This window comes from Arthrobacter antibioticus (assembly GCF_030063205.1).
Taxonomy (GTDB): Bacteria; Actinomycetota; Actinomycetes; order Actinomycetales; family Micrococcaceae; genus Specibacter.
This window is the reverse complement of sequence record NZ_JASISQ010000002.1, coordinates 406,687-421,150: the sequence shown is the minus strand read 5'-3', so window position 1 is coordinate 421,150 and position 14,464 is coordinate 406,687. Positions and strand designations below refer to the sequence as shown.

General features: G+C 56.2%; 11 protein-coding genes. 2 read left to right on the top strand and 9 right to left on the bottom strand.

What is annotated here, in order from left to right; all coding sequences use genetic code 11:
• Positions 1-49: 49 nt before the first annotated feature.
• The 3 genes from QMG40_RS07070 to QMG40_RS07060 all read right to left on the bottom strand — a co-directional run bounded on the left by QMG40_RS07070 (position 50) and on the right by QMG40_RS07060 (position 3,901).
• Positions 50-844, bottom strand: coding sequence for an oxygenase MpaB family protein (locus QMG40_RS07070; protein ID WP_283529877.1), 795 nt, complete (start codon positions 842-844; stop codon positions 50-52).
• A gap of 13 nt (positions 845-857) precedes the next feature.
• Entirely contained in the window at positions 858-2,366 is a 1,509-nt protein-coding gene (locus tag QMG40_RS07065; RefSeq protein ID WP_283529873.1) for an amino acid permease, read from the bottom strand.
• Positions 2,367-2,485: 119 nt separating this feature from the next.
• The gene (locus tag QMG40_RS07060; protein WP_283529866.1) at positions 2,486-3,901 is read right to left on the bottom strand and encodes an FAD-dependent oxidoreductase; all 1,416 of its coding nucleotides are present in this window, start codon (positions 3,899-3,901) and stop codon (positions 2,486-2,488) included.
• A 269-nt stretch (positions 3,902-4,170) separates the two neighbouring features.
• On the opposite strand from QMG40_RS07060, the gene rarD reads away from it, so the two are divergent.
• The gene (gene rarD, locus QMG40_RS07055) at positions 4,171-5,157 is read left to right on the top strand and encodes an EamA family transporter RarD (RefSeq protein ID WP_283529859.1); all 987 of its coding nucleotides are present in this window, start codon (positions 4,171-4,173) and stop codon (positions 5,155-5,157) included.
• Positions 5,158-5,188: 31 nt separating this feature from the next.
• Here the strand turns inward: rarD and QMG40_RS07050 are convergent, their stop codons facing one another.
• The 5 genes from QMG40_RS07050 to QMG40_RS07030 form a co-directional block, all read right to left on the bottom strand.
• Positions 5,189-6,010, bottom strand: coding sequence for a universal stress protein (locus QMG40_RS07050; RefSeq protein WP_283529852.1), 822 nt, complete (start codon positions 6,008-6,010; stop codon positions 5,189-5,191).
• Complete coding sequence (locus tag QMG40_RS07045) at positions 6,007-7,071, bottom strand: hypothetical protein (protein ID WP_283529844.1); 1,065 nt, start codon at positions 7,069-7,071, stop codon at positions 6,007-6,009. The genes QMG40_RS07050 and QMG40_RS07045 overlap by 4 nt, the downstream gene beginning before the upstream one ends.
• 149 nt (positions 7,072-7,220) lie before the next feature.
• Positions 7,221-8,270: a hypothetical protein gene (locus QMG40_RS07040; protein WP_283529837.1), complete on the bottom strand. Its 1,050-nt coding sequence runs from the start codon at positions 8,268-8,270 to the stop codon at positions 7,221-7,223.
• Positions 8,271-8,478: 208 nt separating this feature from the next.
• Positions 8,479-9,840 (bottom strand): 4-aminobutyrate--2-oxoglutarate transaminase, encoded by a 1,362-nt coding sequence (gene gabT, locus QMG40_RS07035; protein WP_459252966.1) that lies wholly within the window; start codon positions 9,838-9,840, stop codon positions 8,479-8,481.
• A gap of 83 nt (positions 9,841-9,923) precedes the next feature.
• Complete coding sequence (locus QMG40_RS07030; RefSeq protein WP_283529823.1) at positions 9,924-11,405, bottom strand: gamma-aminobutyraldehyde dehydrogenase; 1,482 nt, start codon at positions 11,403-11,405, stop codon at positions 9,924-9,926.
• Positions 11,406-11,496: 91 nt separating this feature from the next.
• Between QMG40_RS07030 and QMG40_RS07025 the strand changes: the two genes are divergently transcribed.
• Positions 11,497-12,945 (top strand): PucR family transcriptional regulator, encoded by a 1,449-nt coding sequence (locus QMG40_RS07025; protein WP_283529814.1) that lies wholly within the window; start codon positions 11,497-11,499, stop codon positions 12,943-12,945.
• Between the two features lie 32 nt (positions 12,946-12,977).
• Here QMG40_RS07025 and QMG40_RS07020 read toward each other — a convergent pair whose 3' ends face one another.
• Positions 12,978-14,447: an FAD-dependent oxidoreductase gene (locus tag QMG40_RS07020; RefSeq protein WP_283529807.1), complete on the bottom strand. Its 1,470-nt coding sequence runs from the start codon at positions 14,445-14,447 to the stop codon at positions 12,978-12,980.
• Positions 14,448-14,464: the final 17 nt, after the last annotated feature.

Genomic DNA, 14,464 nt, shown 5'->3' with positions numbered 1-14,464 from the left:
GTGCTGCGATGGCGCAGAGCATAGGGACTAGGCACTCTCTCCTGGCCGCTCAGATGCGTTTGAGGTAGTAGCGCATCGGGGAGTGCCGGATCCATCGCGGGGTAATTCGCGCCAGAAGCGCTGCCGCCCTTAGTGAGAGCCGCAAATATTTGTCCTTCCGTGGCGACCAGTTGAAGCCATACATTTGGCGCACGGCAGGAGGCAGAAATCCGATGGTCAGAAAACGAGCCACCGGCATGATTACCTTGATCCACAACGGTGCATGTTTGGCGGCGAGTAGTTCCCTTGCAACTTCCCGGACTGTTTCATCAACGCTGAGTTGCCCAAGCTGCTGTGCCCAGTACTCGGCAAAGTCGGCGGTTGAGCCAGGCCACAGCTGCGCAGGCATTCCCAACGCCGTCCCCAGCACCGAGTAACTAAGATACACAGATTCGCCATCACGAGCATCCAGTGCGGGAAATATGGAATCGTACGTTTGCGCCGCTGACTTGTAAAGTGTGGCGGCAACCCATAATTGCAGGGCCGGATCAGCACTGTTATAAGCGGGGTTCCCCGCACCGGCCGCAGACTTCACGGGAAGGTGGGCTCGCTGAACCTGTTGTTGTACGTGCTTTCGTTGCGCCGGAGTGCCGTTGCTGAGGGCGTAAATGTAGCTCAACGTGCCATGCAGTCGCTTCAGCGGATCGGCCGCAAAATTTGAATGTCGTGCCACCCCGTAACCCACAGCAGGATTGGCCAGCTGCAACAATATTGCACTGCCGGCCCCTAGTAGCAACAGTGACTCCGGTGCCACGTCCGCCAGCACTTTGGGAGATCGATCAGGTTTTTCTTTGAATCCACTCATGCAGGTGCCCTGACTAGTCCACTTTGTCCAAGTCAGTCTGTATTTTTTCTTTGGCTTGCTCACGGCCAAGACGCGAATTCCAATGGCCGTAGCTGAAGTAAAACACCAGACCCACGCCCAGCCAGATCGCGAAAAACACCCAGGTGAGTGTGGCTAGGTTCAGCATCAGGTAAATGCACAGCAGGGTGGACAGAATGGGGATGACAGGTCCAAAAGGGACACGGAAAGCGGGTTTAAGGTCGGGGCGCTTGCGCCGAAGAACCAATATACCGATGCTGACCATCACAAAAGCGCTAAGAGTTCCGATATTGATCATTTCACTGAGCAGTTCAACAGGAGTGAACCCGGCCAGAATCGCCACAAAGACGCCGCTGAGGATCTGTGTACGGGCAGGAGTTGCATGTTTATCCGAGGTCTTACTCAGTCCACGTGGCAACAGCCCGTCGCGGCTCATAGCCATCATGACGCGAGCCAGGCCCATAAGGAGCACCATGATGACAGTTGTGAGACCAATCAGTGAGCCCAACGAAATGATGACTACTGCCCATTCAGCACCTACCAAAGAAAACGCTGTGGACAAAGACGGTTCGGCTACGGCGGCCAGATCTTTATAGGAGACCATGCCTGTCACCGCGAGAGTGACAAGGATGTACAAGACTGTCACAACGGCCAGACCGGCGAAGATACCACGCGGAAGTGTTTTTGCCGGGTTTTTAACCTCTTCAGCGCTCGTTGCTACAACGTCAAACCCGATGAAGGCAAAGAACACTAAGGCTGCCCCGGAAATAATTCCGGCGAAGCCATACATGGCCGGTTCAGCCCCTGTCAGAAGCGAAAGGAACGGTTGCAGCTGCCACGATGTGTCTGTCGCAGCCGCCGGCTCAGACGGTGGCATAAAGGGTTGGTAGTTCTCTACTTTGACGTAAAAGAAACCAACCACAATCACGAAGAGAACTATGCCGATTTTGATCAACGTGAAGACGTTATTGATACGCGCGGCCAGCTTAGTGCCCATGACCAAAACGAAGGTAAAGACAGCCACCACAACCAGTGGCCCCCAAAAAACCGTAAGTGGTCCCACGGCAAAGTTGGAAGGGATATTCAGGTTCACCGCTTCGAAGAAATTGCTCAGATAAATACCCCAGTATTTGGCAATTACGGACGCGGCCATGAGCAGTTCCAAGATCAAGTTCCAGCCTATGATCCATGCCAGAAGTTCACCTACTGTGGCGTAGGTAAAAACGTAGGCACTGCCGGCGACGGGGATCGCGGTAGCGAATTCTGCGTAACACATGATCGCCAGAGCACAGGTGACTGCCGCCAAAACGAAGGAAACAGTGACAGCTGGGCCCGAATGGTGGGCTGCAGCCTGCGCCCCGACTGAGAAAATGCCGGCTCCAACAGCCACAGCGATTCCCATGATCATCAGGTCCCACGTTGTCAAGGTTCGCTTGAGTTTGTGGCCTGGTTCCTCGGCATCAGCCAGGGAGAGTTCGATAGATTTAGTTCGGAACAAATTCATAAAAACCGCTTAATCCTCAGGTGCTTTGGAACCCGCTAACAAGAGCGAATCCTTACCAAACCGAGTGTATTCTACGTATTTCTTCATACAACATGAGACTCGCGGTTCATACTTTTGGTCTACTTCTTGGAAATGTTCACCATCTGCTCGCGATCCACAACTTTAACCCGTTCGCGTGTGACTTCAACCCCGGCCGCCGGGACGTAGCTGGTGCCCAGGTGCTTCTCATGCGCATCGAGTTTGTTCCAGCCCTCCCAGGTGGTGAATTCGATTCCACGTGACTCCAGTAAATCCACAATTTCAGCTTCGCCTGGATGCTGCGCAACCGGAAGGTTTAGTCTATCTTCCAACAGGCAGCCAATGGTCTCCAGCGCATCCCCTTTGGTGCTGCCAATCAGTCCAACCGGACCACGCTTGATCCAGCCCGTCGCGTAAAGCCCGGGTACTTCAGTGCCGTCAGCGCCCACCACGCGTCCACCGCGGTTCGGGATAACTCCGCGGCGAGTATCAAAATCGATGTCCGGAAGCTCAGAACCAAAATAGCCCACAGCGCGGTAAACGGCTTGCACGGGATAGTCAATGAACTCCCCGGTACCCCTGACGTTTCCAGTGCCATCGAGTTCGTTGCGTTCGAACCGGATGCCTGAGACGTGACCGTTGGTGCCAACGATTTCTACGGGTGTGTGCAGAAAATGCAGGTGCAGGCGACGTGACGCCGGGACCCGGGTTTCATCGTGTTCTTCAGCTAGCCAATTGGTCAGCGTGTTAACCATGATCTTGACTTGATTGTTGGTTTTAATGGCTGCATCTGAGGCTTCATCAAAGTCAAAGTCTTCGTCGTAAAGAACAATGTCCACATCGCGTGAATGGGAGAGTTCGCGCAACTCCAATGGTGTGAATTTAACTTGGGCCGGACCACGACGGCCAAAAATGTGCACATCAGTGACGGGGGAAGCTTTTAACCCCGCGTACACGTTGTCAGGGATTTCGGTAACAAGCATGTCGTCGGCATGTTTGGAGAGCACACGAGCCACATCAAGTGCCACATTGCCATTGCCTATGACGGCGATTTCTTTTGCGGTCAAGGGCCAGTCACGTCCAACATCGGGATGTCCGTCATACCAAGAGACAAAGTCGGCACCGCCATAAGAACCGTCAAGATCTACGCCTGGGACCTCAAGCACCGTGTCTTTGGTGGCACCCGTGGCAAAGATAACGGCGTCGTAAAAGGAGCGAAGGTCTGAAAGCGTGAGGTCGCGACCGTAGCTGACATTGCCGAAGAAGCGAATATCGCCACGGTCCAAAACCTTGTGGAGGGCATTCATGATGCCCTTGATCCGAGGGTGGTCTGGGGCCACACCGTAGCGGATCAGGCCGTAGGGGGCCGGCTGGGACTCAAAAATATCGATGCTGACTTGAACGTCGCCGCCAGAAACTTCCTGAGACTTCGTCAATATATCTGCCGCATAGACGCCGGCCGGGCCAGAGCCAATGATGGCGACGCGGAATGGGCGGGTGGCGCTCAAGTTAGCCAAGAAAGGAGTCCTTCCGAACTGTGAATCGCAACAAGAAACACGACTGCATCAACTGTTACACATGGAAGCGCTAATTAAGCGCCACTTAAGTAGTCTAATTGCGAATACGCGAGCTCTGTAAGTGTCAGAGATTGAAAGTGATCAAACACTCACCGAGACCCTGCACCGCTTGCGATGCAGGCAAACGTTGTATTTGCAAAGTCTTGGGGATAACAAACCGTCCAATCGTTGCCAAGTGGATATGGATTATATTCTGCATCAGTGTTGTTATGAGGGTTGTGACCCTTAGCGAACCCCAAACAACACCCCATCCCCGTAAGCGTTTGAAGACGGGTAAACCGGCCAGATCAAAAAGTGCCACTGGGACGCTGTACGGCTTTTCTGCCTACGGTCTGTGGGGCATGATGCCCGTTTATTTCATCTTGCTCATCCCCGCCAACAGCATTGAAATCGTCGCCAACCGCGTTGTCTGGTCGGTGGTCTTTTGTGCCCTGATCATCACAGTTAGCCGCGGATGGGCAAAGATTGGCGTAGCCATCAAGAGCAGACGCACCATGGGTACTTTGACGATTGCCGGACTGTTGATAGCTGTCAACTGGCTGACGTACGTTTTTGCCGTCACCACGGGCCACACCATCGAAGCCTCTCTTGGCTACTTCATCAACCCGCTCGTTTCAGTCTTGATAGGCGTTGTGGTTCTGAAGGAAAAACTCCGGCCCTTGCAGTGGGTGGCCATGGGTGTTGGGTTTGCCGCCGTTGTGGTGTTGACCTTTAGCTACGGCAAGCTGCCATGGATTGCGCTGGTATTGGCTTTTAGCTTTGGGAGCTATGGATTTGTCAAAAACAGGGTCGGAGGCAAAGTTGACGCAATAACCAGCCTGAGCATTGAAACAGCTGTTCTGAGTCCACTGGCTATCGCCGCCATGATTGTTGTGACACTCATGGGTCAGGCAACTCTGACGGGTCTGGGCGCTGGCCACTTTTGGTTACTTGCCTCAACCGGAATTGCCACTACCGTTCCGCTGGTGTTCTTCGGGGCTTCCGCCAGCCGGTTGTCAATGACAGGGATAGGGCTGCTTCAGTTCATGACCCCGTTGATACAGTTCGTCATTGCCATCACCTTGTTGGGTGAACATATGAGCAACGCCCGGTGGATTGGTTTCGGCATAGTTTGGGCGGCCCTGGCCATCCTCATCACAGACATGCTTCTGTCATATAGCCGGACAGCTAGGCTGCGGAAGTATGCCGCAGCCTAGCTGGCAGGGGAAGCAGGTTTGTATCCGCGCCTTAGATTCCCTGCGATTGGAAGTCTCGTGGCACCACAACCATGGGCACGGGTAGCGAGCGTAATATCTTGTTAGCGGTAGAGCCAAGGAAGATTTTTCTGTTCTCAGCCAGACGGCTGGAGCCCACAATAACAAGTTCCCCGGACTTCCAACCAATCCCATCTACGGCTTCTTCAATGTTGCGGCCATGGGCCAATGTCACTGTGACAGTATTTGCCGGGAGTTTAGCCGCGGCCGCTTTCAGGACAGTATTTACGTGTTGTTTGGCCGGGCTCAGGGCGTTGTCAAGATCAAAATCGGACTGTTTGGTTTGATCAATTTCAACTACGGAAACCAGCCGCAGCGGCACGTGCCGCCGCTGCGCCGCAGTTGTTCCGACCTCGAGCACCGCCTGCCAGCCCTCACGCATGCCTGTCATAACTGTTAGCCGTGTCAGCGGGTCCCTGCGGTTGTAGCCTCGCGGGGCGAGGGCCACCGGGACCGGAGAGGCATGCAATAACCCGTTTGCCACCGAACCCACCGTGAAGCGCTTGAAAAGACCATTGCTTGCCGCCCCGACAACTATCAGCACCGCCTTGTCTTCTTTCGCCGCATCAATGAGACCATGCACAAAAGAGTCGGCAACCCGTGTGGAAAAGGTTGCCGTGACGCCGTCCGGCACCATGGACAGCGCATGTTTTTCCAGGTCTGCATCTGCCGTCTTTTTGCCATGGACCACGTTGACCAAATGCAACTCAGCACCCTGGGTTGTTGCGATGACCCCGGCAAGGGCGATGGCGTCAGTGCCACGCTCATCGGGCCGGTACCCCACTACATATTTCATGAAAAGACCCTTCGACAGGCCTCTATGGCGCAGCACATCGCTGCGCGCTCTGAGGCGTTCGTAGCACTGACTGTACAGCGCAGACGCCTGTGGGAAAAGGTTTTACGGGCCGATCGTGCCAGAATATTCGGCACGCTCCACCTCAGTTGCTGCGCTTGGGGATACCGCCTGCGTGTTACTTCTGGATTTTCCTGAGTTGTTCCCTCAGCCTCTTTGGCAACTGGCGGACTGGCTAGAGGCGTTCGGTGGGTCAGCAGAAGCAGCAACCCCCAGAACAAGGCACCAAAGCCCACCATGCTCAGATGGTCGCCCACACCGGTGAGGATTTGCGGCCACGGGGTGGTGTTGTAATCAAACCCGTCAATAGAACGAGTCTCCGAGCCCAACTCCAGCGGAAAGAGCTGCGGTGCAAACCACGTCCAAACTCCCAACCCGATAAAAGCTATACCGGTAAGGACTCCAGCCTTGCCGGAGAAGGCACCAGGTTTCCTGCTAGCAGCTGGCCACCCCATGATCAGAATGGCAATGATGATCAGGCCAAGAATCAGCAAGGGTCCATTGCTCAACTGAAAAAAGTACGGCCAAGGGATCTGATTGGCATTCTCTTGAGATCTAACCGGATTATAAAATAGTTCAGGCATCAAAGTCGCTCCAAATAGGCCAAGCGTTCCAAAGCCAAGAGACACCAGCCCGATGAGGGCCAACCCGCCCCGGAACCACCTACTTTGGTCCGTATAGTGCCGCGAAGCCAAGAAAATTAGGGCTGCCAGCATCCCCACGCTCGCCGTAAACAAGGCAGGAGCCCCGCCGAGAATGGCGCTCCCCCACGGAATCACCATGATGCCGTGAAAATTCGTCGGATCCGCACTTCGTGCAGAAGGAATCAGGAATCCTGCAAGCAAACAAAAAACCGCGCCAGCAAAAGTTATCAGTACCCCGCTCAATCCCCAGATCCAGGTTTTAGCACTCCACTGTGTTTGCCGCTCATCCTGAACCAACACGGGAACGTGCTCTCGCGCATGCTGCGGTGGAGCAGCCGGGGCTGTCGGCACAGTCGGCACAGTCGGCACAGTCGGCACAGTCGGCACATTCGGCACAGTTGGAGCAGTTGGAGCAGTTGGAGCAGTCGGCACAGCCGGATCAGGTTCGCTTGTGTTTGACTCTCCGCCGGGTTGAAACATGGACGGGTACCGCTGATCAAAATCTGAACTCATATTCCGCTCCCAGGGTCTGCGCCAGAGCTCAATGGCTCCGGCTCGACTGCAGCCTCCCTAGCTACCCGATGCTCACCGACTTTTCTGAACTGCAGAAACAAGGCGAGTAGCATCGCGGCCAACCCCACCAGCAACAGGTACGGGGCTACCTGGATCAGGGTGACAGGCCACGGGGTCAGCTGCATGTTGGCATCCTCGAAAGTGAAGGTTTTAGGGCCCATGGAGGAGAAGAAAATCTCTGGCGCGTTAAACGCCACAGCAGTGCCTACAAGCAAAACTATGCCCGTAGCAAAAGCGTGAACTGCTGAGGACGCATTCTTTCCGCTGTCAGTAGGCCGCAGGATCACCAGAGCCGCACCCGCGCACAACCCGAACAGAGCCAAGGGCATTGTCGAAAGGTAGGTCAGCTGCAGCCAAGGATATATCTCGGGTGACTGTGCTGGATCGCCATACATAGCAAACAAAATTTCCGGATGCCAGGTTGTTGCGTAGAGCGCGATTGTTGCAGCGCTCAGAGCTCCAATTGCCAGCATTGCGGCAGCGCTTCTCAACCAACGAACTGCCTTGGGGTGTCGGGGAGCTCCCGCAATGAGCATTGTGACAAGCATGCCCATCCCTGCAATGAGAATAAAAGGCCCCAAAGCCAGCCATTTATTCGGCAGGGGAAAGAACAACGCAACGCTCATGTAGTTGGCGTCGAACGAGCCGTCCACGTGCGGCGCCTTTGGCAGTAAACAAAATATGCCGAACAGGATAGTTACAACACCCGCGCCAAGACCTACCAGCCAAGTCCGTGCAGTCCAGGGCACCGGCTCGTTCACAAGCTCGACCGGCGGGGCTTCCTCGCTAGCCGCACAATCGGCCGGGTCGGCGGCAACCTGTGCCCCGTTTTGGCCACGGGTATCGGTGGCCACCGATACCCGCTCTTCAAGCTGGGGCGGGTCAGACTGGGGTGAGCCTAACTCAGCAGTGGCCACCCACGGCAGCGAGTCGCCACCCGGCTGAAACTCAGCCGGGTATCTTGGATCGAAATTCATCTGCCCCATGCAACCCCCTCGGTGCGTGAATGAAACTTCTCCAAGCCTAACCCGGAGACAAATTCTCATCTGCAAGCTGCCGGCATAGTCACAGGTCCCAGCAAAGAAAGCGGCACTCTAGTCTGGCTGGATGCCGGACTAGAGTGCCGCCGTCGTTCCCTTCACTGCAGGATTCACAGCTTTAGTCAGAGAAACTGAGGATGGTGCCCCTGGGGCGTTAGTTGGTTGCGCGGATTGCGTCGCAGAGCACGTCCAGGCCGTCGTTGAGCAGCTCCTCGCTGATGACCAGAGGGGGAAGCAGGCGGATGACGTTGCCGTAGGTGCCGCAGGTCAAGATAATGACACCGGCCTTCAAGCAAGCGCCGGCGATGGCCTTGGCCGCTTCCGCGTTGACTTCCTTGGTGGTATTTGCGGTCCCGGGCTTAACAAGTTCAATAGCCATCATGGCGCCACGGCCACGGATTTCTCCGATGATGCCCGCCGCGCCCATTTCCTGAACCAAAGCGTTGAAACGGTCGGTGACGATCCGTTCAATTCTCTGCGCCCGGGCATTGAGGTCGTGCTCCTTCATGGTGCGGATAGCGGCCAAAGCACCGGCGCAGGCCACCGGGTTGCCGCCGTAGGTCCCACCGAGCCCGCCCGGGTGCACGGCATCCATCAGCTCGGCACGGCCAGTGATAGCTGAAAGTGGCAGGCCTCCGCCAATTCCCTTGGCCATGGTGATGATGTCAGGGACTACGCCTTCGTGCTGTGTGGCGAACCATTCACCTGTGCGGCAGAAGCCTGACTGGACCTCATCTGCAATGAAGACGACCCCGTTTTCCTTAGCCCAAGCGGCAAGCGTGGGCAAGAAGCCATCTGCCGGGACAATGAAGCCGCCCTCACCCTGGATGGGTTCGATCAGGATGGCCGCGACGGAGTCTGAACCAATCTGCTTCTCAATCATGGTGATGGCGCGGCGTGCTGCTTCCTCGCCCTTGATTTCAGCTTCTTCGCGGTACGGGTAGCTCATCGGCACACGGTAGATCTCAGGTGCAAAGGGACCGAAGTTCGTTTTGTATGGCATGGCCTTGGCCGTCAGTGCCATGGTCAGGTTGGTGCGGCCATGGTAGGCATGATCGAAAGCCACAATGGCGTCACGGCCGGTGGCCAGACGCGCCACCTTCACTGCGTTCTCAACTGCTTCTGCGCCAGAGTTGAACAGCACTGTACGCTTCTGGTGCGTACCCGGGGTCAGCGCGTTGAGCTCTTCCGCAACCGCAACGTAGCTTTCGTACGGGGTCACCATGAAGCAGGTATGCGTGAAATGGCCCACCTGTTCACGGACTGCTTCCACAACGTTGGCATCCGATGCACCCACCGAGGTGACCGCAATGCCTGAACCCAAATCGATGAAAGAGTTGCCGTCAACATCGGTGAGGATGCCGCCGTCAGCGTCTGCCACGTAAACCGGCACTGTGGAGGCGACCCCGCCTGCCACAACAGCCTTGCGCCGGACATCTAAGGCAGTCGACTTTGGGCCGGGGAATGTCCCCAAAATCTGGCGCTTTTGGGCAAGGCGGTACTGAATATCTGACATGGACATTCCTTTCAACGTGGTGAAATTCTCATAGTGATGTTGGCGCAGGTCCGGGAGTGAACCCGCGCCAACCAGGTGCTGAATTAAACGTCTAGATTGCTCATGACGTGCTTGATTCGCGTGTAATCCTCAACGCCGTACATGGACAGGTCCTTGCCGTAGCCAGACTGCTTGAACCCACCATGGGGCATCTCGGCCGTGAGCATGATGTGGGTATTAATCCACACGGCACCAAAGTCCAGGTCGCGGGAGACGCGCATGGCAACCCCGTGGTTTGAGGTCCAGACGCTGGAAGCCAAAGCATATTCGACGTCGTTGGCCAACTCCACAGCCTCTTCCTCGGTCTTGAAGCTTTGCACGGTGATAACAGGGCCAAAGGTCTCCTGCTGGACAATGTCATCAGTCTGCTTCACACCGTCAACAACTGTTGCTTCGAAGAAGAACCCCTTCTCGCCCACCTGTTTTCCGCCGGCAACAACTGTTGCGTGGGCAGGAATGTTTTGCACAACCTTAACCACCGAGTTGAAATGGTTGACGTTGTTTAGCGGACCAAAGTAATTCTTGGATTCGTCTTTATTTCCGGTTTCCAGACCCTTGGCCGCCGTGGCCAGCGCACTGACGAACTCATCATGTGCGCCCTCCTCAACCAACACACGAGTGATGGCTGTACAGTCCTGGCCGGCGTTGAAGAAGGAGTACTCGGCAATCTCCTGAGCAGTTTTCCCCAAGTTGGCATCGGCAAAAACGATGGCGGGGGCCTTGCCGCCCAGTTCCAAATGTGCGCGTTTGAGGCCCTTGGCCGCTCCGGTGGCAACAGCAATGCCGGCCCGGACTGAGCCGGTGATTGAAACCATGGCAGGAGTCTTGTGTTCAACCATGGCCGCGCCCGTTGCGCCGTTGCCCAAAATAAAGTTCAGCACGCCTTTGGGAACAATATCTTTGGCAATCTCGGCAAAGGCAAGCGTGCTTTCCGGGGTGGTGTCGCTTGGCTTGACCACCACGGTGTTACCGGCCGCCAATGCCGGGCCAATCTTCCAGATCAACATCAAAAATGGGTAGTTCCAAGGAGTAACCTGGGCAATGACGCCAACAGGTTCGCGGCGCACATATGAAGTGAAATTCTCCATGTACTCTCCGGCCGAGCGGCCCTCAAGCAGACGTGCTGCACCGGCAAAGAAACGAAGCTGGTCAGCACCTGCTGCTACCTCTTCCTGGGCGATCATCTCTTTGATCTGGCCTGTGTTGCGGTGCTGCGCATCAACAAGTTCTTCGCTGCGTGCCTCAACAGCATCTGCAAGCTTGAGCAGCACGGTTTGACGCTGCCCGGGAGTTGCATGTTTCCAGGTTTTGAAGGCAGTTGCCGCGGCCTCCATGGCCGCATCCACATCGTCTTGGCTGGAGATCGGCGCGTTGGCCACTATTTCGCCGTTGCTTGGATTGACAATATCCAAAGACTCGGACCCGGTGACGGGGACGAATTCTCCGTTAATGAAGTTCTGCAAGGTTCGGACCACAGTGTTCAACCTCTTTAGCTCGATAGGGGTGATGCGGACGTTGCACCGCATATGCGACAGCCTAAGCCCGGAACGGGGTGGAAGCGAATAGTCAACTGCACCACGGTTCTCATAATGAGTAGTGCGTTTGTATAGTTGTTGCATGGCACTCTCCTTGGCAGACCTCATAGGTACCTCCGGTTTGCGTCTGCAAAATCTCGGCTCAACCAGAACACCCCTTAGTGCTGCCATCGATTGGGTGGCTGTCACGGAACTTGAAAATCCGCAGGCGTTCCTCAGTGGCGGCGAGCTAGTTCTCACCACCGGCGCCCGGCAAAGCACCGCGGACGCCCAGCGTTCTTTTGTCAGACAGATCAAACGCGCCGGCGCCGTCGGCATTGGTTTTGGCGTTGGTTTTGAACACGGTTCCGTTCCTCCTGCCCTGTTGGCCGAAGCAAATCGCTGGGCGGTTCCGGTGGTGGAGGTCCCTTACAGCACCCCATTCATTGCGATCGGCAAGTTGGTGGCAGATGCCCGTTCCTCGGATCATTACACAAAGTTGGAGCGTTTGCTGCGCGAACACCAAGTGTTGGCGCGGGCACTTCTGACTGGTGGAGGGCTGCCTGCACTACTGAAAAAACTGTCATTGATGGTGGCTGCTGATCTTGTCATCACCCAGCACGGTGGCGAAGTGGCCACAACTTCCAGTGGTGCTGTTCCAGAGGACTGCGCCTGGCATGCAGTTGCGCTGTCTACAGGAAAGCGTGATTCCAGCACCCTCTGGCTGCGCAATCCTTTTCATGACGATGGAATTGTTGACTACGCCCGTGGGCTCATCAGCATTGAACTGAACAACCAAATCCAACGGCGGCAAAGTGCACGGCAAATTGCCGGGCAGGTCCTCGGTTACATTATTCGGGGCACACTGGAGGCTGCCGACTCTGCCGCCCGGCTGGAAAATTTGGGGATTTCCCCCGCAGCTAAAAACTTTGTGCTGCTGGTCAGTGCCGAAGAAAACAAGTTCGAGACCCTCTCAACCATTTCGCTCCCGGCAGGTCTGGAAACCGCAGTTGCTGCCATTGTCAGCTCCGAGGGCAAAGACGAACTTTTATTTGTCATTCCAACCGCGGCTGGCGATCCTGCCGTGTTGGGCAGGGCCTTGAGCCACCAAATGCACCATATAGGTGTCTCTGCCGCGGTAGGAATTGGCGGCGCCTATTCCCAAGCCAACGGCTTGCGGTGGAGCTATTTCGAAGCACGCGAGGCCGCCACACGCGGTTTGGAAGTCAATGTTCCTGAGCGTTTGAGTCTGACGTCTTTGCTGCTCGCTAGCGAAGACGTCCCCATGGCGGACATGGCTGCTGAGGCGCTGGGACCTCTCACTGCCTTCGATGCAACCCACGGGGCGGAACTTGTTGAGACCTTGGAAACATATTTACGGCTCAATGGTTCTGTGGCGGCTGTTGCCCAGACTCTGGCACTGCACAGGAACACTGTGCGTTACCGACTCACTCAGATCGCCGAGCTCACCGGCTACGATCCTGCTTTGACCGCCGACCGTGTGCAGTTATGGTTGGCTCTGGCAGTGCGCAGGTTATCCCCGCCCGCATAAATCATCCAACGTGCGGGGGCAACCATGTCGGTTTATCCGAGGATCGATGCTCCACGGGAAACATCCACCATCTCCTCGCGGGAAACCACTTTCACCCGTTCGCGCTGGACCGGCCCGCCTTCCGAAGCCGCCACGCCAAGTGCGCACTCATGGGCGTCAAGTTCCAGCCACCCCTCCCACGTAGTGAACTCCACACCGCGGGAGTCCAACAGTTCAACCACTGCCTCCGGGGCTGCCTCTGCCGCCACAGGCAGGGACTCGCGGTCGGAGAGCAGGTGCGTAATGGTTTCCAGTGCGTCGCCCTTGGTGCTGCCAATCAGGCCAACCGGTCCACGCTTGATCCAGCCCGTGGCATAGATACCCGGCACATGGGTGCCGTCAGCACTGAGCACGCGTCCGGCGTCGTTTTGGACAACCCCGCGACGGTGGTCAAACTCAACGTCCGGCAGGGCGGAACCAAAATAGCCCACGGAGCGGTAAACGGCCTGAACCGGGTAGTCGATGAACTTCCCTGTGCCGCGGGCGTTGCCTGTGCCATCGAGCTCAGTGCGCTCGAACTTAATACCTGTGACCTTGCCATCCTCACCGGTCACCTCCACAGGATTATGCAAAAAGTGCAAGTGCAGACGGCGGGACGCACCCGTGGTGGGATCGGCGGCGTCGTCCTCCTGCTCAACAAGCCAGTTGGTGAGCGTGTTGACCATGGTTTTGACCTGATTGTTGGTCTTGACAGCGATGTCGGAGGCCTCGTCGAAGTCAAAATCCTCCTCGTAGAGGACAATGTCAACGTCGCGAGAATGGCTGAGCTCGCGCAGCTCCATGGGTGTGAACTTCACCTGGGCCGGGCCGCGGCGACCAAAAATGTGCACGTCAGTGACAGGAGATTCTTTTAGTCCGGCGTAGACGTTCGCCGGAATTTCCGTCACCAGCAGGTCGTCGGCATGTTTGGACAAAACGCGTGCCACATCAAGGGCCACGTTGCCGTTGCCGATGACGGCGATTTCTTTGGCGTGCAGTGGCCATTCGCGAGCAACATCGGGATGCCCGTCGTACCAAGAGACAAAATCGGCGCCGCCAAAAGAACCCTCTAGTTCAATGCCGGGGATGTTCAGATCGGTGTCCTTGATGGCACCTGTGGCAAAAATGACGGCATCATAGTGCTTTTGGAGGTCTTCCAGTGCAAGATCTGTGCCGTAATCCACGTTGCCAAAGAAGCGGATATCGCCGCGGTCAAGGACCTTGTAGAGGGCTTTCACGATGCCCTTGATCCGCGGATGGTCCGGGGCAACACCGTAACGAATGAGGCCATAGGGGGCGGGATAGCGGTCAAAAAGGTCAATACTGAGGACCAATCCGTCGCGCACATCAGCGCTTTTAGTCAACATATCCGCCGCGTAGACCCCGGCCGGGCCTGAACCAATAACGGCAATGCGCAGCGGACGCTCGGGGGTTCCGGGCGCTGCGCTGGTCACTGAGGTATTTACTGACACGGCTGTGCTCATTTCTGTGTGCTTCAAAG

Bases quoted from the DNA above. Each gene is read 5' to 3' on its own strand.
- rarD (WP_283529859.1), top strand. From the start codon at position 4,171: ATGAGGGTTGTGACCCTTAGCGAACCCCAAACAACACCCCATCCCCGT.
- gabT (WP_459252966.1), bottom strand. From the start codon at position 9,840: ATGTCAGATATTCAGTACCGCCTTGCCCAAAAGCGCCAGATTTTGGGG.
- QMG40_RS07020 (WP_283529807.1), bottom strand. From the start codon at position 14,447: ATGAGCACAGCCGTGTCAGTAAATACCTCAGTGACCAGCGCAGCGCCC.
- QMG40_RS07040 (WP_283529837.1), bottom strand. From the start codon at position 8,270: ATGGGGCAGATGAATTTCGATCCAAGATACCCGGCTGAGTTTCAGCCG.
- QMG40_RS07025 (WP_283529814.1), top strand. From the start codon at position 11,497: ATGGCACTCTCCTTGGCAGACCTCATAGGTACCTCCGGTTTGCGTCTG.
- QMG40_RS07065 (WP_283529873.1), bottom strand. From the start codon at position 2,366: ATGAATTTGTTCCGAACTAAATCTATCGAACTCTCCCTGGCTGATGCC.
- QMG40_RS07050 (WP_283529852.1), bottom strand. From the start codon at position 6,010: ATGAAATATGTAGTGGGGTACCGGCCCGATGAGCGTGGCACTGACGCC.
- QMG40_RS07070 (WP_283529877.1), bottom strand. From the start codon at position 844: ATGAGTGGATTCAAAGAAAAACCTGATCGATCTCCCAAAGTGCTGGCG.
- QMG40_RS07030 (WP_283529823.1), bottom strand. From the start codon at position 11,405: ATGCGGTGCAACGTCCGCATCACCCCTATCGAGCTAAAGAGGTTGAAC.